The 25,673-nt window shown below is 71.7% G+C and carries 22 protein-coding genes; 11 read left to right on the forward strand and 11 right to left on the reverse strand.

Annotated features, from left to right (window positions below):
- The first annotated feature begins 52 nt into the window (after window positions 1–52).
- Window positions 53–1,015 carry a GlxA family transcriptional regulator gene (locus tag J4573_RS38505; RefSeq protein WP_208261049.1) on the forward strand — a complete coding sequence of 321 codons (963 nt, stop codon included), beginning with the start codon at window positions 53–55 and terminating at the stop codon, window positions 1,013–1,015.
- A gap of 10 nt (window positions 1,016–1,025) precedes the next feature.
- On the opposite strand, the gene J4573_RS38510 is transcribed toward J4573_RS38505, so the two are convergent.
- On the reverse strand, window positions 1,026–1,778 hold the full coding sequence (locus tag J4573_RS38510) for an aminoglycoside phosphotransferase family protein (protein WP_208261050.1): 753 nt from the start codon (window positions 1,776–1,778) through the stop codon (window positions 1,026–1,028).
- Here J4573_RS38510 and J4573_RS38515 point away from each other — a divergent pair.
- From J4573_RS38515 to J4573_RS38530, 4 genes are all read left to right on the forward strand, one after another.
- Window positions 1,777–2,079 (forward strand): hypothetical protein, encoded by a 303-nt coding sequence (locus J4573_RS38515; RefSeq protein ID WP_208261051.1) that lies wholly within the window; start codon window positions 1,777–1,779, stop codon window positions 2,077–2,079. The two genes, J4573_RS38510 and J4573_RS38515, sit on opposite strands and share 2 nt — an antisense overlap.
- On the forward strand, window positions 2,076–2,453 hold the full coding sequence (locus J4573_RS38520; RefSeq protein WP_307797245.1) for a MerR family transcriptional regulator: 378 nt from the start codon (window positions 2,076–2,078) through the stop codon (window positions 2,451–2,453). Before J4573_RS38515 ends, J4573_RS38520 begins: the two co-directional genes overlap by 4 nt.
- A 5-nt stretch (window positions 2,454–2,458) precedes the next feature.
- Window positions 2,459–2,791 (forward strand): YnfA family protein, encoded by a 333-nt coding sequence (locus tag J4573_RS38525; RefSeq protein ID WP_208261052.1) that lies wholly within the window; start codon window positions 2,459–2,461, stop codon window positions 2,789–2,791.
- 165 nt (window positions 2,792–2,956) lie between these two features.
- On the forward strand, window positions 2,957–4,102 hold the full coding sequence (locus J4573_RS38530) for an FG-GAP repeat domain-containing protein (protein ID WP_208261053.1): 1,146 nt from the start codon (window positions 2,957–2,959) through the stop codon (window positions 4,100–4,102).
- Here J4573_RS38530 and J4573_RS38535 read toward each other — a convergent pair.
- Window positions 4,083–5,036 (reverse strand): YhjD/YihY/BrkB family envelope integrity protein, encoded by a 954-nt coding sequence (locus tag J4573_RS38535; protein ID WP_208261054.1) that lies wholly within the window; start codon window positions 5,034–5,036, stop codon window positions 4,083–4,085. The two genes, J4573_RS38530 and J4573_RS38535, sit on opposite strands and share 20 nt — an antisense overlap.
- Before the next feature lie 164 nt (window positions 5,037–5,200).
- Between J4573_RS38535 and J4573_RS38540 the strand changes: the two genes are divergently transcribed.
- The 3 genes from J4573_RS38540 to J4573_RS38550 all read left to right on the forward strand — a co-directional run bounded on the left by J4573_RS38540 (window position 5,201) and on the right by J4573_RS38550 (window position 7,440).
- Entirely contained in the window at window positions 5,201–6,373 is a 1,173-nt protein-coding gene (locus tag J4573_RS38540; RefSeq protein ID WP_208261055.1) for a PP2C family protein-serine/threonine phosphatase, read from the forward strand.
- A 63-nt stretch (window positions 6,374–6,436) separates the two neighbouring features.
- Window positions 6,437–6,802, forward strand: coding sequence for an ArsR/SmtB family transcription factor (locus J4573_RS38545; RefSeq protein WP_208261056.1), 366 nt, complete (start codon window positions 6,437–6,439; stop codon window positions 6,800–6,802).
- Window positions 6,799–7,440 (forward strand): SRPBCC family protein, encoded by a 642-nt coding sequence (locus J4573_RS38550; RefSeq protein ID WP_208261057.1) that lies wholly within the window; start codon window positions 6,799–6,801, stop codon window positions 7,438–7,440. The genes J4573_RS38545 and J4573_RS38550 overlap by 4 nt, the downstream gene beginning before the upstream one ends.
- 64 nt (window positions 7,441–7,504) lie before the next feature.
- Here J4573_RS38550 and J4573_RS38555 read toward each other — a convergent pair whose 3' ends face one another.
- Together J4573_RS38555 and J4573_RS38560 are read right to left on the reverse strand one after the other, a co-directional pair.
- Window positions 7,505–9,943: an ABC transporter permease gene (locus J4573_RS38555; RefSeq protein ID WP_208261058.1), complete on the reverse strand. Its 2,439-nt coding sequence runs from the start codon at window positions 9,941–9,943 to the stop codon at window positions 7,505–7,507.
- Window positions 9,943–10,674 carry an ABC transporter ATP-binding protein gene (locus tag J4573_RS38560; protein ID WP_208261059.1) on the reverse strand — a complete coding sequence of 244 codons (732 nt, stop codon included), beginning with the start codon at window positions 10,672–10,674 and terminating at the stop codon, window positions 9,943–9,945. The genes J4573_RS38555 and J4573_RS38560 overlap by 1 nt, the downstream gene beginning before the upstream one ends.
- A gap of 86 nt (window positions 10,675–10,760) precedes the next feature.
- On the opposite strand from J4573_RS38560, the gene J4573_RS38565 reads away from it, so the two are divergent.
- Window positions 10,761–11,366 (forward strand): response regulator transcription factor, encoded by a 606-nt coding sequence (locus J4573_RS38565; RefSeq protein WP_208261060.1) that lies wholly within the window; start codon window positions 10,761–10,763, stop codon window positions 11,364–11,366.
- 28 nt (window positions 11,367–11,394) lie between these two features.
- On the opposite strand, the gene J4573_RS38570 is transcribed toward J4573_RS38565, so the two are convergent.
- From J4573_RS38570 to J4573_RS38580, 3 genes are all read right to left on the reverse strand, one after another.
- The gene (locus J4573_RS38570; RefSeq protein WP_208261061.1) at window positions 11,395–12,105 is read right to left on the reverse strand and encodes a sulfotransferase family protein; all 711 of its coding nucleotides are present in this window, start codon (window positions 12,103–12,105) and stop codon (window positions 11,395–11,397) included.
- A 91-nt stretch (window positions 12,106–12,196) separates the two neighbouring features.
- Window positions 12,197–14,269 carry a sensor histidine kinase gene (locus J4573_RS38575; protein WP_208261062.1) on the reverse strand — a complete coding sequence of 691 codons (2,073 nt, stop codon included), beginning with the start codon at window positions 14,267–14,269 and terminating at the stop codon, window positions 12,197–12,199.
- Between the two features lie 89 nt (window positions 14,270–14,358).
- On the reverse strand, window positions 14,359–15,225 hold the full coding sequence (locus J4573_RS38580) for a helix-turn-helix domain-containing protein (RefSeq protein WP_307797246.1): 867 nt from the start codon (window positions 15,223–15,225) through the stop codon (window positions 14,359–14,361).
- A 102-nt stretch (window positions 15,226–15,327) separates the two neighbouring features.
- On the opposite strand from J4573_RS38580, the gene J4573_RS38585 reads away from it, so the two are divergent.
- Entirely contained in the window at window positions 15,328–15,879 is a 552-nt protein-coding gene (locus J4573_RS38585) for a YceI family protein (RefSeq protein ID WP_208261063.1), read from the forward strand.
- Between the two features lie 19 nt (window positions 15,880–15,898).
- Window positions 15,899–16,765 (forward strand): 3-methyladenine DNA glycosylase, encoded by an 867-nt coding sequence (locus J4573_RS38590; RefSeq protein WP_208261064.1) that lies wholly within the window; start codon window positions 15,899–15,901, stop codon window positions 16,763–16,765.
- Here J4573_RS38590 and J4573_RS38595 read toward each other — a convergent pair.
- From J4573_RS38595 to J4573_RS38610, 4 genes are all read right to left on the reverse strand, one after another.
- Window positions 16,755–17,948 (reverse strand): MFS transporter, encoded by a 1,194-nt coding sequence (locus tag J4573_RS38595; RefSeq protein WP_208261065.1) that lies wholly within the window; start codon window positions 17,946–17,948, stop codon window positions 16,755–16,757. The genes J4573_RS38590 and J4573_RS38595 overlap by 11 nt on opposite strands.
- Window positions 17,949–18,136: 188 nt before the next feature.
- A complete protein-coding gene (locus tag J4573_RS38600) occupies window positions 18,137–20,023 on the reverse strand; it encodes a M1 family aminopeptidase (RefSeq protein ID WP_208261066.1) in 1,887 nt (628 codons plus the stop codon).
- Between the two features lie 103 nt (window positions 20,024–20,126).
- Window positions 20,127–22,583 (reverse strand): M4 family metallopeptidase, encoded by a 2,457-nt coding sequence (locus J4573_RS38605; protein WP_208261067.1) that lies wholly within the window; start codon window positions 22,581–22,583, stop codon window positions 20,127–20,129.
- Window positions 22,584–22,814: 231 nt separating this feature from the next.
- Complete coding sequence (locus tag J4573_RS38610; protein WP_208261068.1) at window positions 22,815–25,553, reverse strand: helix-turn-helix transcriptional regulator; 2,739 nt, start codon at window positions 25,551–25,553, stop codon at window positions 22,815–22,817.
- Between the last annotated feature and the right edge of the window lie 120 nt (window positions 25,554–25,673).

Below are 25,673 nucleotides of genomic sequence, written 5' to 3' on the forward strand. Positions count from 1 at the left end.
ACGCTCACCCGGATGGCCTCAATGACACACTTCCCACGTATCAGGACAAGCCATGCGTGACGTGCTCGTGGTGGTCTACGACGGAATCCAGCTGCTCGACGTCGTCGGTCCGCTGGAGGTGTTCGACGCCGCGACGCTCCGGCACGGCGGGCGCGGCGGTGGGTACCGCGTGCGGCTGGCCTCGGTGGGTGGGCGCGACGTGGTCTCGTCGTCGGGCGTGCGGCTCGGCGTCCACGCCGACCTGGAGGCCCATCCGCCCGACACGCTCGTGGTCGCGGGCGGCTGGGGCTACCCCGAGGCGGCCCGCGGACCCGACATGGTGAGGGGCGTACGCCGCCTGGCCGCCGGTTCCCGCCGTGTCACCTCGGTCTGCACGGGCGCGTTCATCCTGGCCGCCGCCGGGCTCCTGGACGGCCGCCGCGCCACCACGCACTGGGCGTTCTGCGACGCGCTCGCCGACGCCCACCCGTCCGTCACCGTCGTCCCGGACGCGATCTTCGTACGCGATGGAACGGTCGTCACCGCGGCCGGAGTCACGGCCGGGATGGACCTCGCGCTCGCCCTCCTCGAAGAGGACGAGGGAGCCGAGGCCGCACGGGAGATCGCCAAATGGCTGGTCGTCTTCCTGCAGAGGCCGGGCGGCCAGTCGCAGTTCAGCGTCCACAACCGGACACCGCCCGTGCAGGACGGCGCGCTCCGCCGCCTTCTCGACCAGATCGCGGCCGATCCCGCCGGTGACCTGTCGGTCGGCGCGATGGCCGACAGGCTGTCGATGAGCACCCGCCACTTCAGCCGCTTCTTCACCAAGGAGGTCGGCTGCAGCCCAGGCCGTTATGTCGAACGTGCCCGCGTCGAGGCCGCCCGCCTCCACCTGGAGACCGGCGACGCCGGCGTGGACACCGTCGCGCGGCTGAGCGGCTTCGGCACCACCGAGACGATGCGCCGCACGTTCCTGCGCGAGATCGGCGTCCCGCCCAGCGCCTACCGCGCCCGCTTCCGCACCGCCGTACGGTAGGCCGGTCCGGCTAAGGCGGCGTCTCCCAGGCCCGTTCCCGCTGAACGTGGAGGAGCTCCAGCGGGCTGTCGTCTTCGCCCAGCAGGCGTTCCGACAGCCTGATCAGCGTGTCGCACCGTGCCAGGAACAGCCCGCGCGCGACTACCTCGGGCCCGTACGCCGCGGCCACCCGTGCCGCCGCTTCCGCGCCCACCGAGATGGCCAGTCCGGCGACGTCCTCGGCCGGGTCGCCCACCGCCGCGTCCGTCCAGTCGAGGACCCCGGACACCCGGCCCGCCTCATCGACGAGCAGGTGTTCGCCCTTCAGGTCGTTGTGCAGCAGGACGGGAGGACGGTCGGGCGTGCCCTGTGGACCGGCGTCCGGGTCGAGGGGCGCGTCCCCGCCCAGTAGCGCGGCGGCGCCCAGCGTGAGGGCGCCCAGCGCTTCGAGATTGCGCGGCGGCGGCTCGTCCAGATCCAACGCGCGGGCGGCGTCGAGAGGAACAGAACGCAGGGCTTCCAGCAGGGCCGTCAGGTCGCGTTCGCCTGCCGCCGAGATCGCCCGGAGCTCGGCGGAACGGCCCGGGAGCCGGGTGTCGAGCGTGTAGGTGAGGCCGGGCGACCACTCGCCGGTGGCGACACTCCCGGGAACGGCGATGGGCAGATGCGGGCGGATCAGGTCGCGCAGGGCGATCTCGCGACGCTGGCGGGCGCTGCCGACCTCGATCTCGACATCCGAGGGGTTGCAATCGGTACCCCGGTACGGGCTTACCGTCGAGGCCATGGACTGGATCGCTGATGAATGCACGCTCCCGACGGCCGACCGCCCGCTGCGCACGGCGCAGTTCCGCGAGGTCTTCGGCGAGCTGACGCGGACGATCGAACGCCTCGCGCCGGAACGGCTGCGGCTGACCCTGGTCACGTCGCCGGAGGTCGCCGGTCGCGTCGCGGAGCTGGCGGTACGGGAGATCGAGTGCTGCTCGTTCTTCGAGTTCACGCTCACCGCCGGGAAGGGACTGAGCCTCGACATCGCTGTACCGCAGGGGCGGGAGGCGATATTGGACGCGATGGCAGGGGCACTGTGAGCGGATTGCGAAGCGGGCAGCTGGCCGAGGCGGTCGGCGTCAACCCGCAGACGCTGCGCTACTACGAGCGGCGAGGGCTGCTGAACGAGCCCGAGCGCACACTCGGCGGGCATCGGCTCTACCCGCCCGAGACCGTGACGATGCTGCGCGGTGTGAAGGCGGCCCAGCGGCTCGGGTTCACGCTGGACGAGATCGCCGTGCTGCTCGCCCGCGCTGGGCTGCGCGACCGCGCCCGCGACAAGCTCGGCGAGATCGAGACGCGGATCGTCGAGCTCACGGCGGTCGCGGACATGCTGCGCGCGGTCGTCGACGCCGGCTGCGACGACCTCGAGGTGTGCGCGACCGTGCCCGAATGCCCGCTGCCTCTAGGCTGACCTGCATGGACGTGCTGCGCTCGATGGGTCTGTTCGTGCTGGCCGCGGTCGCGGAGATCGGCGGCGCCTGGCTGGTGTGGCAGGGCGTACGGGAGCACCGCGGCCTGGTGTGGGTCGGCGCGGGCATCGTGGCGCTCGGCCTGTACGGCTTCGTCGCCACCTTCCAGCCCGACCCGAACTTCGGGCGCATCCTCGCGGCGTACGGCGGTGTCTTCGTGGCCGGGTCGCTGGCCTGGGGGATGATCGCCGACGGCTTCCGCCCGGACCGCTACGACGTGATCGGCGCGCTCGTCTGCCTGGCCGGGGTGGCCGTCATCATGTACGCCCCGCGCGGCTGACGCTGGGTGCACGCGTACCGGCCCGAGCACGCTGGGGCGCCTCCTGTTGACGCTTGGTCGCTGTGCACAAACGGGCGCGGGAAAGGTTGCCTTGTTTGCGCACAGACCGGGACCAGGGGCGACGCGATGATGTGCGCACCATCCCACCCCAGCTGGAGGACCCCCTTGCGCACCCCATCCCTGCGTACCTCTGCATGCTCACTCACCGTCGTCGCCGCGATACTGGCCGCCGCCCAGGGCACTGCCTTCGCGGGAGCGATCGCGTTCGCGCCCAAGGTGACCTCGCCCACGGGAGGCAATTTCCCCTCGTGGGGGCCGGGTCCCTCGCCCGTCGGTACGGTCACGGCCGATTTCAACGGGGACGGCATCCCGGATGTGGCCGCGGCCGACTTCCAGGGGAGCGGGCCCGTCGTGATGACCGGACGCGGAGACGGCACGTTCAACAAGGGCACCCGTACGGCCGACATCGGCGTCGGCAACGGCGCGGTCGCCGCAGGGGACCTGAACGGGGACGGCAAGCCGGACCTCGCCGCGCAGTCGTGGGTCACCGTGACGACGCTCATCAACAAGGGCGACGGAACGTTCCGCAAGGGCGCGACCTACCCGACCGTCGAGGGCGCGCAGCAGCAGGTGGCGATCCTGGACGTGAACGGGGACGGCAGGCGCGACCTGCTCAGCATGATCCCGAACGGGGTGCAGACCTGGTTCGGCGAGGGCGACGGCACGCTGCGGTCCGGCCCGTCGAGCACGATCCCGGGTGCTGCGGCGGCGTTCACGACCGGGCGCTTCAACGCCGACGGCAACGTGGACCTGGCCGTCAACAACGACGTCGCGCAGCAGGTCCAGGTGTTCACCGGCGACGGCGACGGAAGCTTCACGCGGCGCGGCGGCAGCACGTCCGGGCTGATCACCGAGGACATCCGGGCCGGCGACTTCAACGGGGACGGCATCGACGACGTCATCACCGCGGACTCGTTCTCGTTCAGCACCACCCTGCTGACCTCGGACGGCAAGGGCGGCTTCAGCAAGACCTACCGCGTCCTGGCCTCCGGCCTCGGCCCGACGAGCATCGCGGTCGCCGACTTCAACGCCGACGGCAGGCTCGACGCCGCCATGTCGGCCGTCGTCAGTTCCAAGATGGTCGTCTTCACCGGCAACGGGGACGGCACGGTCGCCAAGACCGGCGAGGCGGACGTGACGCTCGCGCCGCAGACGCCCGTCGCCGCCGACTTCAACCGGGACGGCAAGATCGACGTGGCGGTGGCCGGGGCGGTCAACGCGGTGTCGTTCCTCAAGAACGTGTCGTCGTAACGACGTCAGGTGGTTCAGGGGCGGCGGTGCCGGAACCGGTGCCCGTGCCGTCGGTCATCGCCGCCCACACCCCGAGCGACAGCGTCATCCGCACCGTTCCGCTCACCCACAGCATCAGGCCGATCATCGCCACGACGATCCCGTAGACCGTGTTGGTGAAGGCGTACTTCAGCAGGTAGAGGCCGACGAGCACCAGACCGGCCAGGGCCACGCCCGCCATGATCGAGGCGTGCCGTACGGCGGCTGTACGCGGCGCCCGGCCGAGCCGGTGGTAGAGCGCGGCGGAGATGAACGCGGCCCAGGCGGCCGTCGCGATCCCGGCGGCGATCCGCGCCGTCACGACCGCCCAGGTGCTCAGGCCGTGCCCGTCGGCCGCCATCAGCCGGTACGGGGCGTTCGTCGCCAGGATGGCCAGCGCGAGGAGCACGATCACCGAGAGAGCGACCAGCGTGAAGACCAGCATGTCCCGCATGTACCGCCAGACGAAGTTGGACAGCGTGAGCGGCACCGGGTCGTTCCATATCGTTCGCAGCGCCCGCCGGTAGGCGTCGACCCAGTACCGCCCCGCGTAGACGAAACCGGTCACGCCCAGGACCGCGAGGATCGCCTGGATCGAGGCGCGGGCCTGGGCCGAGAAGAACTTCCCGCCGAGATCGACGTCCAGGCCGAGTGCCTGCGCGACGGCTTGATTGCTCTCGGTCCGCAGCCCCGGATGGTCGACCACGATGTTCGACGCGAGCAGCAGGAGCAGGGCGAGCACCGGCAGCAGGGTCAGGATCCCGAAATAGGTCACCGAACCGGCGACGTGGTGCATCCCGACGGCGTAGTAGCGCTGGTAGGTGTCGTAGGCGCAGCGGAGCCGGGGGCGCTCCAGGGCGCGCTCCTGGAGCCGTTCGGCCCTGGCCTGCCAGGCCGCCACCCGCTCGGAGATCACTACCGCTCCTTTCCCAGCCCCCTGACCAGCCCAAACGCTCCGAGATCCTTGCCGTGCGCTGCCCAAGACTTGAAGTGCTATTTGTCCATATCTGTACGTTTCGTACGTAGGGTCGGCAGCGGCATGTGGTAACGGACCGACACCGAGTGGACACGGAAACTCCGATGCAGGATCCAATCGTCAGCGAGGCCGAACGCCTCGCCGACCGCTGGCGGCTCGCCGAACGGCTCGCCGGGGTCGGCTGGGGCGAGTGGGATCTGGCCACCGGCGAGATCTCCTGGACGCCCCGCCTCTACGAGATCTACGACCGCACCCCCGAGGAAGGCCCGCTCCGGGTCGACCAGCTTCCCGAGGTGGTCGAGCCCGAGGATCGCGCCGCGGTCGTGGAACGCCTCCGGACGCTGTTCGAACGCCGCACGCCGGTGGACGGCGAGTACCGGATCCGCCATCGCGGCGGCCCGCGCCACCTGCGCGTTCTCCATGAGCCCGTCCTCGACCAGTCCGGGCGGCCGCGCGCCATCCAGACGCTCGCCGTCGACATCACCGAGCAGCGCAGGGTGTCCGAGGCGCTCGCCGAGACGCGCGAGGACGTGGCCCGTGAACGCCGCGTCGCGCGCCGCCTCCGCCGCGCCCTGCTCCCGCTCCGCGAGGGGGTCACCGAGCCCGCCGGGCTGCGCGTGGCCGTCCGCTACCTGGCCGGGGAGCCGGGCCGGGTGGGCGGCGACTGGTGGAAGGCACGCGAACTGCCCGACGGCCGCGTGCTGCTCGCGATCGGCGACGCGGTCGGGCACGGCCTGGAGGCCACCGCCGCGATGACCCAGATGCGCGCGGGCCTCGCCGGGCTCGCCTACACCGGCGCCGACGCGTCCACGCTCGCCCGCTGGCTGAACGAGCTGGTCTGCGACATGTCGCCCAAGCTCGCGGAGCTGGAGGAGCCGGTGACCGGGTCGGCGGCGCTCGGCCACTTCGACCCCGAGAGCCTTGAGCTGCGCTGGACCAGCGCCGGCCACCCCGCGCCCGTCCTGCTGCGCGACGGCGCCGCGACCCTCATGGACGGCCTGCCGCACGGGCCGCTGCTCGGGGTCATGGAGGAGGCCGGGTTCCCGATGACCGTGACCATGCTGAAGCCCGGCGACGTGGTGCTCTTCTACACCGACGGCCTCCTGGACCGCGCGGACCGTGACCGCGAGGAGCTCACCGAGACCATGCTCGACGCCCTGCGCGACGGCGCCCGGTCCGGCGCCGATCCGGAGCTCACCGCCGAACGGGTCATGCGCGCCCTGGACGCCGAGAGCTCCGCCGACGACATCTGCGTCATGGCCGTCGAGATCCGCTGAGGCCTGCCCACCCCACTTATTTCAGCCTTGACTTATATAAGTGGCGGTCGATAATCTCGCGGCGTGCACGCGTTCGATGTTCTGGGGGATCCGGTACGGCGCCGGATCCTGGAGCTGCTCGCGGACGGCGAGCAGACCTCGGGCGAGGTCTGCGCGGTGATCCGCGAGGAGTTCGGGATCTCACAGCCCGCCGTCTCGCAGCACCTCAAGGTGCTGCGCGAGCACGGTTTCGCGACCGTTCGCCCGGACGGCACCCGGCGCCTCTACTCAGTCGACCACGAGCCGCTGCGGGACGTGGACGAGTGGCTTGGCCGGTTCCGGCGCTTCTGGACCCCGCACCTGGACGCCCTGGGCACCGAGCTGGCCCGGGGCAAGCGCGAACGCCGCCTCAAGAACTCAGACGAGCACCAGGGCAGGAGCGACTCATGATCGATGTCACGGAGCAGATCAACGCCGTCCGCCGCCGGGTCGGCGCGCGCATGATGGAGGCCGGCGAGGCGCGCACGATCACCATCAGCCAGACCTACGACGCCGAGCTCGATGACGTCTGGGACGCGATCACCAGCCCGGAGCGCATCTCGCGCTGGTTCCTGCCGGTCTCCGGCGAGCTGCGTCTCGGCGGCCGCTACGCCATCGAGGGCAACGCGAGCGGCACGATCGAACGCTGCGACCCGCCCAAGAGCTTCTTCGCGACCTGGGAGTTCGGCGGCGACACCAGCTGGATCGAGGTCTCACTCAGCCCGGCCGAGGACGGCCGCACGGTGTTCCAGCTCGAGCACATCGCCCACGTCGACGACGAGCGCTGGACCGAGTTCGGCCCCGGCGCGGTCGGCATCGGCTGGGACATGGGCCTCATCGGCCTCTACGTTCACCTCACCGGCGGCCAGGAACTCACCTCCGAGGAGGGCGCGGCCTGGGCGGGCTCCGATGAGGGCAAGGCGTTCATGACCGACAGCAACGAACGCTGGCGCGAGGCGGACGTCGCCTCCGGCACCGACCCCGGCGACGCCAAGGCCAGGGCGGACCGCACGATCGCCGCCTACACCGCCGCCCCGCCCGCAGAGTGACCCCATAGGCGAAGGCCCTGGACTCGCGGAGGAGTCCAGGGCCTTGGCCGTTCAGCGGGCGCGGCTACTCGCGGGCGGCGAGTACCTCGGCCGGTGCGTTCCGCAGGGACGCCCGGGCGGGGAGGGCGGTGGCGGCCAGGGCCAGCAGTACGGCAGACCCGACGATTCCCAGGTAGCCCAGCGGCGGGATGTGGGGGCTCGCCGAGCCGGTCATCCCGGCGCTGAACCCGGTCAGGGTGGCCAGCGCGATCCCGGAGCCGAGCGCGGTGGCGATCACCGCGACGACGGCGGTCTCCCAGCGCAGCACCCGCAGCACCTGGCGGCGGGTCGCGCCGGCCAGCCGCAGCAGCGCCAGTTCGCGGGAACGTCCGGCAACCGCCATCGCCAGCGTGTTGACCATCGAGATTCCGGCGAAGCCGACGATCAGCGCCAGCGACAGGTAGTTGACCGCGGTGCTGTTGTCCTTGGCCGGGGCGCTGACGGTGTCCTGCACGCCGACCCCGGGGAAGCCCGCGACGGCCTTGGCGACGGCGGCCCGCTGAACGGCCGGCGCGGAGACCAGGACGGTGCCGAACGGGGCGTCCACGTGCTGGGAGACCAGCGAGTACGGCAGCGTCAGGTCGCCGAAGCCCAGCCCGCGGCGGTAGACGGCGATGACCTTCATCGTGACCGGTGTTCCGTCGGCCATCGCGAACGACCTGGTGTCGCCGACCTTCATGCCCAGCCCCTCGCGGACGGCCATCGTGCCGTCGCCGAAACCGTTCAGCGAACCGGAGCGCACATCCAGGTCCATGGTCGAGGCCAGCCCGGCGGGGGTGACGCCCTGCGCGTTGTACGGGGTGGAGGTGGCCCGCACCCGGGTGTGCAGGACCTCGGTGACGGTCTTGACGCCCCGCACGTGGCGCACGGCCTCGGCGGCGGGAGCGGGCACCATCGGGCCCATCACATAGTCGGCGACGTTCCCGGCCTTGACCTGCTCGGCCGCCGCGCCCTTGATCGTGGTCTCGGAGAACAGCAGCGTGGCGGCCAGCGCGATCATCAGGGTCAGCGGTGCGATGACGGCCGCCAGGCGCCGCGACGAGGTGCCCAGGTTGCCGGCGGCCAGGTCGCTGGTGCGGGTCATCGCCCGCAGCGGCAGGGCCAGCGCCCCGACCAGGACGCGGGCCAGCAGCGGGCCCAGCAGCGCCACCGAGGTCGCCCACAGCAGCGCGGTGGCCGGGGTCAGCGGTCCGGCGGCGGGCTCGGTGTGGATCGAACGCAGCAGGATCGTCATCACGACGGCGCCGGCCAGCGCGACCACTCCGGCGAACAGCCGCAGCCACGGCACCCGCGCCGGGCTCAGCGCCGCCTCGCCCAGCGCCTCGACCGGCCGCAGCCGGGAGACGCGCCGCGCCGACACCCGCGCCGCGATCCACGCGGCGGCCACGGTCACGACCACCGCGACGATCGGGGCGAACGGCCCGATCACCGGCGGCAGGTTGTCGGGGATCGCCTTCAGGCCGACGAACTCGCCGTGCAGCCAGGACCCGCCGAACAGTCCCGCGACCGCGCCCGGCACGGCCGCGACGATGCCCAGCAGCAGCGCCTCGCGTCCGATCATCCGGCGCAGCTGCCGCGGTGTCGCCGCGACGGCCCGCAGCAGGGCCAGTTCGCGTTCGCGCTGCTGGATGGCCAGCCCGAACGTGCCGACGACCGCCAGCAGCGCGACGATCAGCGAGGTGCCGCCCAGCGCCGCGCCCATGCTGATCAGCTTGATCCGGCCGCTGTCGGCGCCCAGGAACTCCACCCGTCCGCGCCCGACGCCGGTCTCCACGACCGCGCCGGTGCCGCTGCCGCGCACCATGTCCCGTACGGCGGGCACGGCGCTCGCGGGCGACACACCGACCGCGCTCAACCGGCCCGAGTGACCGGCCAGCCTGCGTGCCTCGCCGCCGGCGAAGAACGTCGCGCTCTGGTGGTCCAGCTTCTGCTTCGTCACGCCGACCACTCGGTAGACGCCCGGCCCGTTCGGCGTCACGACCGTGATGCGCGATCCCAGGGCGGCCCGCGACCCGGCGTCCACCACGATCTCGTCGTTCCGCGCCGGGGCGTGCCCGGCCCTCAGCGTGAACGGGGTCAGCGCCGCCGACTCCCACCCGTGCCCCGACGTCGGCCCGCCCGCAGTCAGTACGGGGAACTCGACCTCGGTCACCACCGACCGCACGCCCGGAGTCGCCCGCAGCCTGTCGGCGAGCGACGCGGGGATCCACGCTCGCGCGGTGTTCGGCTTGGCCTTCTTCTTGGTCTTGCCGTTGCCCTTGTGCTTCAGGAAGTGGCTCTGCGGGTCGCCCGCCACGATCACCGGCGTCCCCGCGTACCGTTCCGGCGCGACCTTCCCGCGCAGGCCGGTGTCCATCAGCACGCCGCAGGCGGTGACCAGCGCGGCGGCGAAGAAGAGCGCGACGACCGCGCCCGCGAACGCGGCCCGCCGGTGCCGCAGCGTGTTCAATGCGAAGGAGAACATCAGACGTACGCCCCCAGACGGGTCATGCGCTCGGCGACGGCCCCGGCCGTCGGCGCACTCATCGAATCGACGATCCGGCCGTCGGCCAGGAACAGGACGGTGTCGGCGTACGAGGCGGCCACCGGGTCGTGCGTCACCATCACCACGGTCTGGCCCAGCTCGTCGACCGTCTCGCGCAGCAGCGTCAGCACGTCCTTGGCGGTCATCGTGTCCAGCGCGCCGGTCGGCTCGTCACCGAAGACGACCTCCGGCCTGGTCACCAGCGCCCGCGCGATCGCCACGCGCTGCTGCTGCCCGCCCGACAGTTCCGCCGGACGGTGCCCCGCCCGGTCGCCCAGCCCGACCCGCCGCAGCACCTCGGCGGTCCATGCCCGGTCGGCCTTCACCCCGGCCAGCTTGAGCGGCAGCGTGACGTTCTTCTCCACGGTCAGCGACGGCACCAGGTTGAACGCCTGGAACACGAACCCGATCCGCTGCCGCCGGAGCTCGGTCAGCTTGGTCTCGTTCATCCCGGAAAGCTCGGTCCCGCCCAGCCGCACCGAACCCGAGCTCGGCGTGTCCAGCCCGGCCGCGCAGTGCAGGAACGTGCTCTTGCCCGATCCCGACGGCCCCATCACGGCCGTGAACCCGCCCTTCGGCAGGCTCACCGACACCTCGCGCAGGGCCGCGACCGCGCCCCGGCCCTTGCCGTACACCTTGCTCACCGCGTCCAAGACGACTGCTTCGCTCATGTCCTCTACTCTGCTGACCTGCGGCTTCGTCCGGCAGAGCGTCCGTCACCGATCACCCGTGACCTCGTCATGGGTAGGCTCGTGACGTGATCCGCGTCCTCATCGCCGAAGATCAGCACGTGATCAGGAGCGCGCTGGTCGCGCTGCTGAGCCTGGAGGACGACCTGGAGGTCGTCGCCGAGACCGGCACCGGCGCCGACGTGGTCTCCAAGGCGCTGGTCTTCACCCCCGACATCGCCGTGCTGGACATCGACATGCCCGAGGTCGACGGCCTGACCGCGGCGGCCGAGCTCGCCGTCAAGCTGCCCGCGTGCCGGGCGCTGATGCTCACCGGGAACGGCAAGCCCGGCCACCTGCGCCGCGCGCTCGCCGCCAAGGTCGGCGGCTTCGTCCTCAAGACCGCGCCGCCCGACGAGCTGATCGCCGCGATCCGCAAGGTCGCCGCGGGCGAACGCGTCCTCGACCCGAGTCTCGCCGTCACGGCCTGGGATCTGGCCGACGACCCGCTCACCCCGCGCGAGAAGGACGTCCTGCGCCTGGCGGCGGACGGCGCCGAGGCCACCGACATCGCCAAGGAGCTGCACCTGTCGGCCGGAACGGTCCGCAACAACCTCACGGCCATCGTCGCCAAGCTCAACGCCCGAGGCCGCACCGACGCCGTCCGCATAGCCCGCGAGGCCGGCTGGATCTGATCGACCTGGATCAGGTGCTCGCTCGGCGCTAGGTGCTCGTCTGGCCGGGTGTGAAGAGGTCGGGGAAGTCGCCGCCCGCGGCCATGTCGGCCATGGCCTGCTTGAGGAAGTCGGTGTCGTTCAGGTGCGGGAACGGCTCGTCGGGCACGTCCACGCCGAGGAAGCCGCACAGCGGTTCCCAGCCCTCGCGGACGTCGAAGACCAGCAGGCGTTCGGGTGGCAGGCCCGCCCGCACCCTCTCGATGTGGCGCTGATAGCCCGCCACCGCGACCGCGTCCGGCATGTCCTCGGCGCGCCCGCTTTCGAGGTCGAACGTCTCGTTCCGCATCCGGTCGAGCAGCGGCCGCATCCGCTGCATCCCGCGGAACATCGGCGCCGCGTTCTCGGGTACGCCGTCCGGGTCCACGGCGGCCGCGCCGTTCCGCATCAGCGTCTTGAAGCTGATGGCCCACCTGTCCGGATCGCGAACGGTCAGGACGACCTTCGCCTCGGGATAGGCGCCCGCGAGCTCACGCCAGAAGAACCCGGACGGCCAGTCGTGGGTGGCGTTGTAGCCGGCGAGGACGGCGTCCCAGTCGACCGGCTTCCCGTAGGCGAGCGGCAGCCAGCGATCGACCTGCTCGGGGTGAGCGATGATCTCGAACATGTGGTGGCACGGGCCGAAGCCGAGCCTGTCCAGCGCCGCCTTCATCGAGGTCGTGCCCGTCCTGGGGAGTCCCGCGCCGATCACCGTGACCATGCCTGGCGTCCCTTCGCCCGCAGCTGGAGAGGACGCCCTTGACGCTAAGCTGACACCTGCGTCAAATCAAGAGAAATCGGATCAAGTCGCGCTATCGCGCGAGGGTCGCCGTCAGGCGGAAGCGGCCGTCGCCGAGGGGGCGTGCGTCGAGCCGGCCACCCTCGGAGGCCAGCCGCGTGGACAGGTTGCCGATGCCCGATCCGGGCGGGGTGACGTCGGCCGGCGTGCCGTCGTTCTGCACGCTCAGGCGGTCGGCCGCGACGGTGATCTCGACGTTCTCGGCGGTGCTGTGCCGGAGGATGTTGGTGACGGCCTCGCGCAGCACGGTGCTGAGGACCGGTGAGGCCTCGGTGGGCGGCGCGTCGCCGGTACGGGTCACGTGAACGGTGATGCCCGCGGCCTCCAGCACCGAGACGGCCGAGGCGAGCTCCGGGTCCAGCTCCAGGCGCGGGGCGGCGCCGGTCACGGTGTCCATGTCGGCGCGGGCCCGTTCGGCCATCGCGGTGACGTCGGCCAGTTCGGCGCTCGCACGGCCGGGGTCCACGGCCTGGAGCCTGCGGGCCAGCTCGCCCTTGAGCAGGATCGCGGCGAGGGTGTGGCCGAGCAGGTCGTGCAGGTCGCGGGCGGCGCGCAGCCGTTCCTGAACGACGGCGGCCCGGGCCAGGCCGTCGCCCGCGGCGCTCAGCTCGTCGGCGAGCTGCGCCAGCCTGATCAGCCCGTACACGATCAGGCCGGTGACCAGGGGGCTGATGAACGAGTTGACGATCAGCCCGGTGTCGGACCCGACCGCCCAGGCGATCATGGCGACGCTCGCGGCGGTGGCCAGGGCGAGCGGCCAGGCCACGGCGGCGGGCAGCAGGACGAGGATCGAGCCGACCAGGAAGCCCGGCGTGCCGCCCCACGCCTTGCCGAAGAGCGCGATCGGGGCGTAGCTGAGCACGGTCTGCGCGGCGAGCGCCCACGGCCAGTGGCGGGCGCGCGTACGCACCCAGTGGACCTGGATGACGCAGATCGCGGCGAGGCACGGCACGGCGATGACGTAGTCGCCCAGGGACAGCTGGAGCAGGCCCTTGATGCTGAAGCCGACCAGGATCGCGGCGAGCAGGGCCAGCGAGAGCCGGTGCTCGCTGCTGGCGCGCGGCGCGGGCGTCTCGGCCGTCGTCACCTGGGTCTCTACCGTGAACAGGCCGTTCGGGGCCAGGCCCATGGTGAGCCGCCCGCCTGCCTCCTCGACGCGGTCGGCCAGGGGTTGCAGCGGCTCGGCACCCTGGGCAGCGGTGGACACCCCGTCGCTGGTGATCGTGAGGGTGAGGAGGGCGTCGCGTTCGGTCGTCTCGATCGAGCAGTGGCGCGCGGTGCCCTGCCGTACGACGTCGGTCACGGCCTCGCGGAGCACGGTCGCCAGGAGCGCCCCGGCCTGCCCGAGCGGCTCGGTGTGGCCGATCCGCACCGTCGCCTCGACGTCGGCCGCCGCGAGCAGGCCGCGGGCGGCGGCCACCTCGGGCGCGAGCGAGAGGCTGCGCAGGTCGGCGGCGGCGGTACGGGCGGTGGCCAGCGACTCGCGGGCGACCGGCAGGACCTCGTCCAGGGTGTCGCGGCGGGCGGCGGCGATCTCGTCGAGGCCCTGCCCGATCCCCTCGTTCAGCTTGGCGGCCATCCGCAGCCGCTCCTCCTCGACCGCCGACATCGCCAGCGTGAGGCGCGCCGCGTACACCTCCTCGATGCGGTCGGTGAGGCGGCACAGGCCGTAGATCACCAGCCCGCCGACCAGCGACATGATCGAGACGTCGAGGACGTGGCCGGGCGAGCCGCCGCGCGCGATCTCCACGACCGGCGCGGTGGCCACGACCACGCCCGCGGCCCAGGGCGCGGAGCTGAGCAGGAGGGCGCCGGCCAGCGGCGACAGCATGCCGACCGAGACGCCGAACGGGATCACGGCCAGATAGGTGAGCGCGGCCTGGAGGATCATGACCGGGCGGGTCTGGAAGCGTTCCAGGCGCGGCAGCACGAAGCGCAACTGGAGGACGAACACCGCGACCGTCAGCGGCACCACGGCGGCGGCCCGGCCCGGACCGGTCAGCGCCGCCAGGGCGTACACGCTGACGAACGTCGCCAGCGCGGCGACCGTGATCGTCCGCGCCGTCCGGGGATGCAACCCCGCCACGCCGCCACCAGCCCTCACCGAACCCCCCGATCAGCTCAAAGGGGATTTTATGCGGCTTGGCGGAGGTGGCGCGTCGGCTGCGGCGGGCCTCAGCCGATGACCGCGCGGAGGGCGCCGGGCTGGCGGCCCGCGAGGCGGTCGAGCGCGACGGCGGTGGCGTCGTCGGCGGGCAGGTAGACCATCAGCCGCATCTCCTGGGCGCCGGGCAGCTGGAGCGTCTCGTACGCCAGCCGCAGCTCGCCGACCTCGGGATGCACGATCCGCTCGACGCCGGTGGTGTGCAGCGGCCCCATGGGGGCGGCGATCCGTTCCTTGAACGGGGCGCCCGCCAGCAGCGTGAGATGGTCCGACATCCGCGTCATCTCCGGATCGGAGAGGGTCAGGTCGAAGTGCATCTCGGCGACCCGCTCGTCGGCCACCCTGTCCCAGTCGGGATAGGCGATCCGCGCCCGATCGTCGGTGAAGACGTAGGCCAGCAGGTTCGGCTCGTCGCCGTCCAGCATTCCGAGCGGCCGGGTGATGCGCTCGTAACCCCTGGTGTAGGCCAGCACGTCGTTCAGCTGGTTGAGCAGCACGGCCGGGGCCGGTTCGAGGCTCTCCAGGAGGGCCCGCACGGTCGGGCGCACAGTCCGGGCCGGGCTCCGTCCGGCGCAGCACAGCGAGGTGTTCGTGCCGTCGGCCGCCTTGGACAGCCGCATCAGGTGCATGCGCTCGTCGACGCCCATGAGCAGCGCGTCCGCCAGCGCCGACAGCACCTCGGGGGACGGGCGGCGGTCACGGCCCTGCTCCAGCCTGGTCAGGTACTCGACGCTGATCCCGGCGAGCGTGGCCAGCTCGGCCCGGCGCAGGCCCGGCGTGCGGCGCCGCGCGCCGACAGGCAGGCCCACCTCGGCGGGACCGACCGACTCGCGCCTGGTCCGCAGGTACGCGCCCAGGTCGTTGTTGCTGTTTCCCACTCCAAAAATGTACCTGGAGTCCGTTCCGCGGATCGTGGCCCTGTCAGGGCCAGCCTCAAGCCGGTCTCCCTACGGGTCGCGCAGATCGGCAGGTTGGACGGCATGACCAACACTGACACCGCGCAGACGACCGCCCTTCCGCTTCGTTCCGGCACCTGGGCGTACGACCCGTTCCACTCCTCCGTCGGCTTCCAGATCCGGCACCTGGGGATCTCCAAGGTCCGCGGCCACTTCGGCACGTTCGAGACCGAGCTGACCGTCGGCGAGACCGTCGGCTCCATCGCGGTCACCGCGACCGTCCAGCTGGCTTCGATCGACACCGGCAACCCCGACCGCGACGCCCACGTGTGCTCCTCGGACCTGCTCGACGTCGAGAAGCGGCCGACGATGGCGTTCCGTTCGACCCGGATCTCCGGCGACGGCGAGGACTGGACGATGGAGGGCGAGCTCACCATCGGCGACGTGACCCGCCCGCTGAGCCTCGCCGTCGAGTTCGGGGGCGTGGTGGACTCGGCGGTGGACGGCCGCCGCCACGCCGGTTTCGAGGCGACCGGCGAGATCCGCCGCAAGGAGTTCGGTCTCGACTTCGCCCCCGGCGTCCTCGGCGACGTCGTCAAGATCAACCTTGACCTGCAGTTCGTCGAGCCCCAGTAGGCCCGCATAGCATTCAGCCGTGGAGGTACTGGAAGCCGCTGACTGGAGAGCACGCGAAGAGGCGCACCACCGCCGCGTCGACGCGTGGGCGGGCCCCCACCTGGCCCGCCGGGGCCGCGGCAAGGCTCACCCGGTCGAGGACTTCCTGTTCACCTACTACAGCTTCCGTCCAGCCCGCCTGCGCCAATGGCACCCCGGAGCCGGCATCGCCCTGGCCGACGCGCCCGACCGCGGCCGCGACTACGTCTCCACCCCACAAGGCGCCCTGCTGGACACCGCATCGCTCATGGAGCGCCGGCGATCCTCCGTCGAGTGGATCGCCGGCCTCCTGGCGGCGACCGCCTCCCGCCCCGCGCACCTCGGCTGCTTCGGCATGCACGAGTGGGCGATGGTCTACCGCACGCCCGAGGTCCGCCACTCCACCTGGCCGCTGCGCCTCACCCCGCCCGAGGTGGCCGCAGTGGTCGACGAACGCGGCGTCCGCTGCAGCCACTTCGACGCGTTCCGCTTCTTCACCGACGCCGCCCGGCCGCTGAACGTCCTCCAGCCAACCCGCGACCGCCAGCCCGAGCTGGAGCAGCCGGGCTGCCTGCACGCCAACATGGACCTCTACAAGTGGGCCTACAAGCTCTCCCCGCTGGTCGGGAGCGAGCTCGTCGCCGACTGCTTCGCCCTGGCCCGCGACATCCGCGCCGTGGACATGCGGGCCAGCCCGTACGACCTGAGCGAGCTCGGCTACACCCCGATCGAGATCGAGACCCCGCCGGGACGTGCCGAATACGCCGCCCTGCAGCGCGACTTCTCCCAACGCGCGGAGCCCCTGCGCGCCCGCCTGCTGGCGGGCTGCGAGGGGCTCCTGGAGAAGACGGCCGGGCTCACCGCTTAGGCGCGGTCATCACCGCGGCGGTCGTCAGCAGGCTCACCACCGCGCCGAACCACAGCACGCCGTTGGTGGAGACGCCGTCCACGACCAGCCCGCCGAACAGTGCGCCCAGCGCGATCGCCAGGTTGAACATCGAGGTGTTCAGTGCCGTCGCGGACTCGGTGGCGTCCGGCGCCGCCCGCAGGATCCAGGTCTGCACGGCGACCGGGACGCCGCCGAACGCCAGGCCCCACACCAGCAGCAGCGCCACGCCCGTGACGGCCGTGCCGCCGATGACCGGGAAGAGCGCCAGCACGCCCGTGAGCAGCAGGCTGTTGGTGATGATCGCGACGCGGACGTTCCGCCCGGCCACGGCGCCGGTGATGAAGTTGCCCGCGATCCCGGCCGCGCCGAACGCCAGCAGCAGCGGCCCGACCAGCTCCTCGTCGATGCCCGAGACCGACTGCAGGATCGGGCTGATGAACGTGAACGCCGCCATGTGGCCGCCGACCAGCATGAACGTGGCCAGCACCCCGGCCCGGACGACCGGGTTGCGCAACTGCTCGGCCAGCGAACGCAGCCGTACCGGATCGGACGCGGGCATCGCCGGCAACAGCATCACCAGGGCGGCGATCAACGCCAGGCCGAGACCCGTCAGCGTGAGGAACGCGATCCGCCAGTCCGTCAGGCCGCCGATCAGCGTCCCGGCCGGGACACCGAGGACGTTCGCGGCCGTGGCGCCGCCGAACGCGATCGCGGTGGCGCGGGGGACATAGCGGCCGGGGACCATGCGGACGGCGATCCCGGCCGCCAGGGCCCAGAAACCGCCGATGCTGATGCCGATCAGGAAGCGCAGCGCGAGCAGGATCCCGAAGTTCGGCGCCACGACCGACAGGAGGTTGGCGCCGACCATGAGGCTGATCAGGCCGATCAGCACGATCCTGCGGTCCAGGCGGCCGATGGCGACGGGGAGGAGCGGGGCGGTGGCGGAGGCGACCAGGCCGGGGACGGTGACCATGAGGCCCGCGGTGCCCTCGGAGACGTGGAGGTCGCCGCCGATGGTGGTGAGCAGGCCTACGGGCAGCTGCTCGGCGGTCACTACCGAGAAGGTTCCGGCGGCGATCGCCGCTACGCCCAGCCATCTCCGGAGTGGGACGTGGTCTTCGGCTGATCGTTGGGCGGCTGTCTTCTGGGCCGTGGCGGTCATCGCAATCACCTCACATTGATAATCTCAATGTTGAGATAAAACCATCGAGGTGTGCGAACGTCAAGTCTCTTAACGTTGAAGTACTGGTGATGTGGGCCACGGATGTGGGTCATGACGGACGAGGGCCCCGTCCGCGAGCGGTGCGGACGGGGCCCTCTGACCGGCGGGGGACGGCCGGTTTCAGCGCATCAGCCTTCGATGCGGTGGGTGCTCCAGAAGGAGGTGAGGTCCGTCGAGGTCTTAGCCTGAGCTGCGGCCTTGAACTCGGCGGTGGTGGAGACGCCGTACCAGTGAGCCTGCGCGTAATCGTGCAGCAACGAGGTCATCGCCGAGTCGCCGAGCGTGCGCCGCAGGTCGTGCAGCGCGCACTTGCCGTACCCGTAGACGACCGTGGAGTAGCGCGAGGAGTGCGCGTCCCAGTACGCCATCGAGTTGGTGATCTTCTCGGCGGAGGACTGCCAGGAGACGCTGTTCCAGCAGCCGGAGCCGGTGATCCCGTTGTAGAGGTCGGTCGAGTAGTCGGCGAACGCCTCGTCCAGCCACGGGCTGTTGTACTCGTCGTCGCCGACGATCCCGTACCACCACTGGTGTGCGAGTTCGTGCGCGAGCGCCGTGGAGCTGACCAGGTCCAGGATGAACCCGGGGTACTCCATGCCGCCGAACCAGAAGTTGTTGTCCAGGATGACGTCGGCCTCGCCGTACGGGTAGTTCCCGAACCGGCTGGAGTGCTGGTCGAGCGCCGACTTGGCGACGTTCAGCATCGACTGGGCCGACGAGCTGCTGATGCCGCTCACCCAGTAGACGTTGACGTTCACGCCGCCCGAGGACGTTCCGGAGATCTTCTGGAACGGCCCCGCGCCCCAGGCGAAGTCGCGGACCTTGGTCGCGGTGGCCGTCGTGATCGTGCGGCCGGACGACCCGGGGGTGTCCACGGACGTGCCGGTGGCGGGCACCGACAGCGACGTCGGGTGGTCGAGCGTCACCTTGAAGTCGCTCGCCAGCGAATAGAACGACTCGCCGTTGTTGGTGTACGGGTCCAGATGCCAGCCGGAGCCGTCACGGATCGCCAGCACGGGCAGCGCGTTGCCGATGAAGTTGTACGCACCGTCGTGGCCGAAGCGGTCCGCGCCGTTCGGCACGACGATCTTCAGGTCGAAGCCGACCGTTCCGGACTGGCCCTGGTTGATCGGCGCGGGCAGGGTGACCTTGAGCGCCGTGCAGTTGACCGAGAGCGGGTCCGCCGTGCCGCCGGTCACGTTGGTGACGGTGATCGGAGTGGACGGGCAGCTGCCGTGGTAGTTGTCCCACAGCCGCAGGTAGACCTCGGTCAGCGGGGTCGGCGAGGCGTTGGTGAAGCTCGCGCTCTCGTGCCCGGTCCAGGTGACGCCGGAGGCGTCGCTGGTCAGGTTGACGGTGTAGGAGGGGGACGCCGGGGTCCGGGTCGAGTCGGCGGGCGGCGTGGAGTCGCCGGAGACGTCGAGCGCCACGTCGTCCAGCACGAAGCTGGTCTGCAGGCTCGAGTCCTCGGTGCCGGTGAAGGCGAGGGTGACCGTCTGCCCGGCGAACTGGGAGACGTCGATCGTCTTCTTCACGTAGCCGGAGGCGGCGTTCAGATTGGAGGAGGTCGCCAGCGTCGTGCTGCCGATCTTGGTGGTCAGCTTGTCGTAGGCGACGCTGCCCGTCGTCTCGGCCGTGTCGATGTGCAGCCAGTACGACAGCGACGCGGTCGAACAGCCGGCGGGCAGCGTCACCGACTGGGTGAGCGTGTCGGTGTGCGTGCCGCCGGTGCCGTCGAGCCGGGCGAACCGGCTGCCGGAGTGGGCGGTCTGGTTGCCGCCCGTGAAGATCACGTTGGTGGACGCGGTCCAGGGGGTCGTGCCGCTCTCGAAACCGCCGTTCTGCACGACCTGGGCGGGCGTGCACGCGGCGGCGGCCGATCTGGGGTGGGGGGACGTGCGCTCGAGGGAAGTGCGCTGAGGGGATGCGCCCGGGGACGCGGACGCGCTCGCCGCCGGGACGACGAGGCCCGCCGCGACGGTGACTCCGCCGGCGACGAGCGCGATGAGCCTTCGCATGAGGCCTTCCTCCGGGAGGGAGGTACCCCGGGACGCGGCGGCGGCAGGGACGGTACGACCGCCGCGCCCCGGGGGAGGGGACAGGACTAACAAGCCAGGAGGATCAGCTCGCGTTCACAGCCACGTCGTCGACGACGAAGCTGGTCTGCAGCCCCGCGTCCTCGACGCCGCTGAAGGAGATCGTCACCGTCTGCCCGGCGAACTGGGAGACGTCGAAGGTCTTCTGCGCGTAACCGCTGGCGGCGTTGAGGTTGGTGTAGGTCGCCAGGGTCGTGCTTCCGGCCTTCACCGTCAGCTTGTCGTAGGCGACGGCGTCGGTCTCGTCGGTGTCGATGTGCAGCCAGTAGGTCAGCGAGGCCTTGCACCCGGAGGGGACGGTCACCGACTGGGTGGCGCTGTCGGTGTGGGTGGTGCCGTAACCGTCCAGCCAGGCGAAGTGCGTGCCGGAGTGGGCGGTCTCGCCGCTGCCGTTGGCCGACACGACGCCGGACGTGGTGGTCCAGGGCGTGGTCCCGCTCTCGAACCCGCCATTGGTGATCTTGTTACCCGTGCTGGAGCACGTACCGCCGCCGGCCGGGTTGATCGTCCAGGTGAACTGCGTGGTGCCCGACGCCTTCGAGGGGTTGGTGGCGGTCACCGTCACGGTGGAGGTACCGGCGGTGGTGGGCGTACCGGAGATGAGGCCGGACGAGGCGTTGATCGACAGCCCGGCCGGGAGGCCGGAGGCGCTGTAGGTCAGGGCCGCGTTGCCCGGGTCGGTGGCCTTGATCTGGAGGCTGGCGGCCGTGCCGACCTTGCCGGTCTGGTTGCCCGGGTTGGTGACGACGGGCGAACCGGGCTGGCTGCTGCAGGTGCCGGGAACGGGGTCGGTGCCGGTCACGCTGACCGCCGCCCACGCCGCGTCCACGGTGTTGTACTCGGTGCAGTGGGTGCCGTACAGGTCCGCGGCGGCCTTGAGGGAGTCGATGCGGGCCTGGTGGTAGTCCTCGCTGCTGTTGGCGTACGACGCGAGGGCCTTGAACCAGATCTTGCCGGCCTTGTCGTTGCCCAGCCCGGTGACCGTGGAGCTGTTGCAGGTCGGGCTGTTGCCGTAGCCGTGGTCGCCGCTGCCCTGCGCGAGCAGGTAGTACCAGTGGTTCAGCGGGCCCATGGAGTAGTGCGGGTCCAGGCCGCCGTTGCTGCTGTTCCAGCAGTTGGGCGAGGTGCCGTCGAGCGAGGGGTTGTACATGTAGCGCAGCGGCTTGTTGTCGCCGTTGATGTTGATGAGCTCGCCCATGGTGTAGTCGGGCGTGTCCTTCGGGTTGTTGGCGTAGAACTCCACCATCGTGCCGAAGATGTCGCTGGTGCCCTCGTTCATGCCGCCGGTCTCACCGGTCTCGTCCCAGCCGGTGAGGGCGCCGCTCACGCCGTGGCTCATCTCGTGGCCGGCCACGTCGATCTCGACGAGCGGACGGGCGTTGCCCGAGCCGTCGCCGTAGGTCATCTGCGTGCCGTCCCAGAAGGCGTTGACGTAGGCGTTGCCGTAGTGCGTGCGCGAGGGCACGCCGGCGCCGTTGCCGAAGATGCCGTTACGGCCGTGGACGTTCTTGTAGTAGTCGAACGTCTCGGCGGCACCGTAGTGCGCGTCCACGCCGGCCGAGGCGGCATCGCTGTTGGTGCCGTTGCCGAAGGTCCCGGTCGAGTTGCTGAACGTGGTGCCGGTGCCGCTCGTCGCGTGGTTCAGGTTGGTGGTGTAGCCGTTGCCGTGCGACGGGTCCTTCATCGACCAGGTGCTGCCCGACTGGGTCAGGTCGATCGAGACCGAGCCGCTGTAGATGCTGTTACCGGTGCCCGCGGTGTCCAGCGCGGCGGCGGCCTGCTGCCTGGTCTGGGCGGCCTTGGCCGCCTGTGCGGGCGACAGGAACGAGCTGACCTCGTCGCGCCTGGTGACGACCTTGCCCTTGCGGGTGTCGACCAGCACGTGCAGCACGGTGGGCGTGCCGTTCTTCTGCGCGCCGCGCACGACGGTCTCCCAGACGAGCTGGGTGGACCGGCCGGAGTTCCACACCGCCAGGTGCGGCTTGCCGACCGAGGCCACCGAGCCCTTGACCTGGGCGCGGGAGGTGGCGGCGGCGGCCGAGGCGCTCACGCCGGGCGAGGTGGAGATGGCGGGGGTGGCCTTGGCGGCGGTGCCGAGGCCTTCGTAGGAGCCGCCGGGCTTCAGGTGCACGATGACGTCGCCGCCGTACACCGGGAGGCCCTTGTAGGTGCGGTCGAAGCGGACGTCGGCGGCGCCGCTCTTGTCGACGACCACGCTGCGCGGGCTGAACGCGTGGCCGGAGACGGTGTGCGCCTGCTTGGTGTGGCCGGCGAGCGCCTTGCGGGCGTCGGCGATGGCCTTCTTGCGCTGGCTGGGAGACGGGTTGAGGGTGAACGCGTCCTTGCTGAACGCGTCGTGCCCGGCGGCCTTGTCGGGTTTCGGCTTCGGCGCTGCCTGGGCTGCGGTGGGGATCGCGGCGGTGCCGGCGGCCGCGGTCAGCAGCACCGCGCTGGTCACCATCGCCACTCTTCGTCGGGTCATGCGTTACCTCTCGCCTCGTGGGCGGCCCGCCCGTCGGCGGGCAGACGGTGGACGAACAAGAGGAGAGGGCTCCCCGGCGTGCACCCGAACCTCTCCTCAATGCGGCAAACGGGGTGATCTGCCGCAACTCAGGCCAAAGGAAAGTTTCTGGAGCCGGGGAGATAAGGAAAAGGGTCGGTCGGGCGTCGTAGGGATATCCCTATGTCTCTTAGGGGCCGCGGAGGGGGCCCGCTACGCCCCGGCGATGGGGCGGCCGGCGGCCAGGCGCGCGAGGTCGACCCGGGAGCGAACGCCCAGCTTGCGGTAGGTGCGGGTGAGCGCGGCCTCGACGGTCTTCACGCTGACGAACAGGCGCGCGGCGATCTCCCGGTTGGTCGAACCCTCGGCGACCAGCGCGGCCACTTTGCTCTCGATGTCGCTCAGCGAGCCGATCAGGTCGTACGAGGCGGGCGCGCGTGCGGGATCTTCGCCGTTCGCGTGATCGAGCGCGGCGGCGACCAGTTCCAGCCACGGGCGCGCCTGGGCGTGAGAGAACACGCGCCGCGCCTCGCGGAGCGTCAGCCGCGCCTGCTGGGTCTCGCCGCGCCGGGCGAACACCTGGCCCAGGGTGAGCCGGGCGCGGCCCTCCTCCAGGCGGAAGGGCAGTTCGTTGAACGTCCGGACCGCGTGGCGCAGCAGCCGGACGGCCTCGTCGAGGTCCCCGCGTTCCTCCGCGACCTGTGCCGCCGCGCGATCCATCACGGCCAGCACGCTGCGCCGGTCGAGCCGCCTGGCCCGCGCCCTGGTCAGCTCGATCAGGTCAGCGGCCTCGTCCGCGTTCCCGGAACGGGCGAGGGCCTCGGCCAGGTCGCCGTGCCAGCGGCGCATCGCCGGGTCCATCAGGCCTTGGCGTTCCTCCAGCCGCCGTACGCGGCCCAGCACCTCGGCGGCGTCCGCGTACTGCCCGCGCATCAGGCGTACGAGCCCCTCGGCGTGCAGGGCCTGCGGCAGGAACAGCAGGTCACGATCGTCCTCGCTGTGGCGTTGGGCCCGTTCCGCGGCGGCCATGGCCCGTTCCAGGTCACCGCCCGCGGCCTCGGCGAGCGCCATCGAGTACCAGGACGGGCCGGGGCTGAGGCCGGTGTCCTCGGCCAGGCGCAGGCTCTGGCGGGTCAGCTCCAGGGCGCGCTCGCAGCGGCCCCGGTGGATCTCGATGCGGGCCAGGTTGTGCTGGAGGTTGACCAGGCTCTCGACCACGCCGCGCTGCCGCACCACGTAGATCAGCGAACGCAGCTCGGTGCGCGCCTCCTCCAGCCGGTCGTTCAGCAGGTGGTGGCGGTGCTTCTGGAACGCGGGGCCGTTGTGGTCGATCATCACGCGCGGCTCGTGCGGCTCGGAGAGCGCGCGCAGCAGCGTCGCCTCCGCCTCCGGCCGCCCGAGGAAGAACTCGATGTGCGCCTGTTTGGCCAGCGCCATGACCTCGGTCCGCCGGTCGCCGGCCTCGGCGGCCAGCTCCGCCGACCGGATGGCGTGCTGGAGCGCGTTCGTCGCCGATCCCTCCGCCAGCCACGCCCGCCAGGCGAGCCGGTAGTGCAGGGGGGCCAGCAGCGCCGGGTCGTCGCGGGCGTCCTTCAGCGCCTGCGAGAACACGTCGCCGACCTCGGAGATGGCCTGGCCGGAGGCGTCCATCACCACGATCCAGGCGCGGACGCGCTGGGCCGGGTCGGCGGACACCGCGAGGACCTCGTGGGCGAGGTCGCGGGCCGCCACGAACTCGCCGGACGCCGCCATGTCCTCGGCGGCGGTGAGGCGGCGGTCGGCGGCCGGATCCGGGGCGGGCGTGTGGTCGGCGGCGAGCCTGCCCAGCCGCGCCGCGACGGCCGGGGCCCCGCGACGCCGGGCGGCTGCTGCCGCCTCGCTCAGCGTCGCGGCGATGCCCTCGTCCGGTCCGGGCGCGACGATGGCCAGGTGGCGGGCCCGTTCGACCGGGTCGGTGACGGTCGCGGCGAGCTCGGTGTGGACGCGCAGCCGGTCGGCCGGCTCCGCGTCGGCGTAGACGACGGCGGCGAGCAGGGGATGGGTGAAGCGCACGACGTGGCCCGTGGTCACCTCGAGGATGCCGTTGCCGACGGCCTCGGCGACCTCGTCCGCGGCGTCCTCCCGCCCGGCCTGCAGCAGCAGGTTGATCGTCGGCCGTGCCGCCGCGCTCGCGGTCAGCAGCGTCCGCCTGACCCCGGGCGACAGCGACCCGAGCCGTTCGCCCATGAGTGCGCGCAGGCTGTCGGGCAGTGGCAGCGGATCCTCGGAGTCCCAGTGCGACTCGCGTTCGGCGAGGGCGCGGCCGAGCTCCAGTGCGAAGAACGGGTTGCCGCCGGACGCCTCGTAGATCTTGCTCAGCACCGGGCGCGGCCAGCGCCGGCCGAGCAGCGCCGTCACCTCCGCGACGGTCATCACCGGCACCTGGAGGGTCAGCACGGGCGCGGGATAGAAGTCGGCGTGCGAGCCGCCGCCGGGCTCGGCCCGTACGGCCGCCAGGACGCTGATCGCCAGCCCGGTCGCGCGGCGCGCCACGAACGCCAGCAGCTCGGCGCTCGGTGGGTCGAGCCACTGCGCGTCGTCGATCACCAGCAGCACCGGGCGGTCGGCGCTCAGCGTGCGGAACAGGTCAAGGACCGCGACCCGCAGCGGCAGCAGCCCCGGCTCGGCACCGGGGTCGCCGCCGCGCAGCAGCGCCGAGCGCAGCACGGTCCGCTCGTGCTCGGGCAGCTGCTCCAGGACGTCGTCGCCGACGGCCGCGAGCAGGTCGATCAGGCCGAGGAAGGGCAGCTGGCTCTCGGACTCGGCGAGCGAGCAGCGCAGCACCAGGTGGTCGTCGCTCTCGGCGGCGACGGCCGACAGCAATGTCGACTTGCCGATACCGGTAGGACCGCTGAAGAGGACCGAGCCGCCGCGGGACAGGTGGGAGCATGCTTCGGAGATCAGTGCGCCCATCCCGATGACCATCTGCGCGGGGCCTCTCCGGACTCTGCTCACCATCAAGCGCGAGTTCCAGGCGGAAGTTACTCCTCGGTCCAAGACCGGTCAATGGTCATGTAAGCGACATATCCCATG

It is taken from the genome of Actinomadura barringtoniae, assembly GCF_017573505.1.
GTDB lineage: Bacteria > Actinomycetota > Actinomycetes > Streptosporangiales > Streptosporangiaceae > Spirillospora > Spirillospora barringtoniae.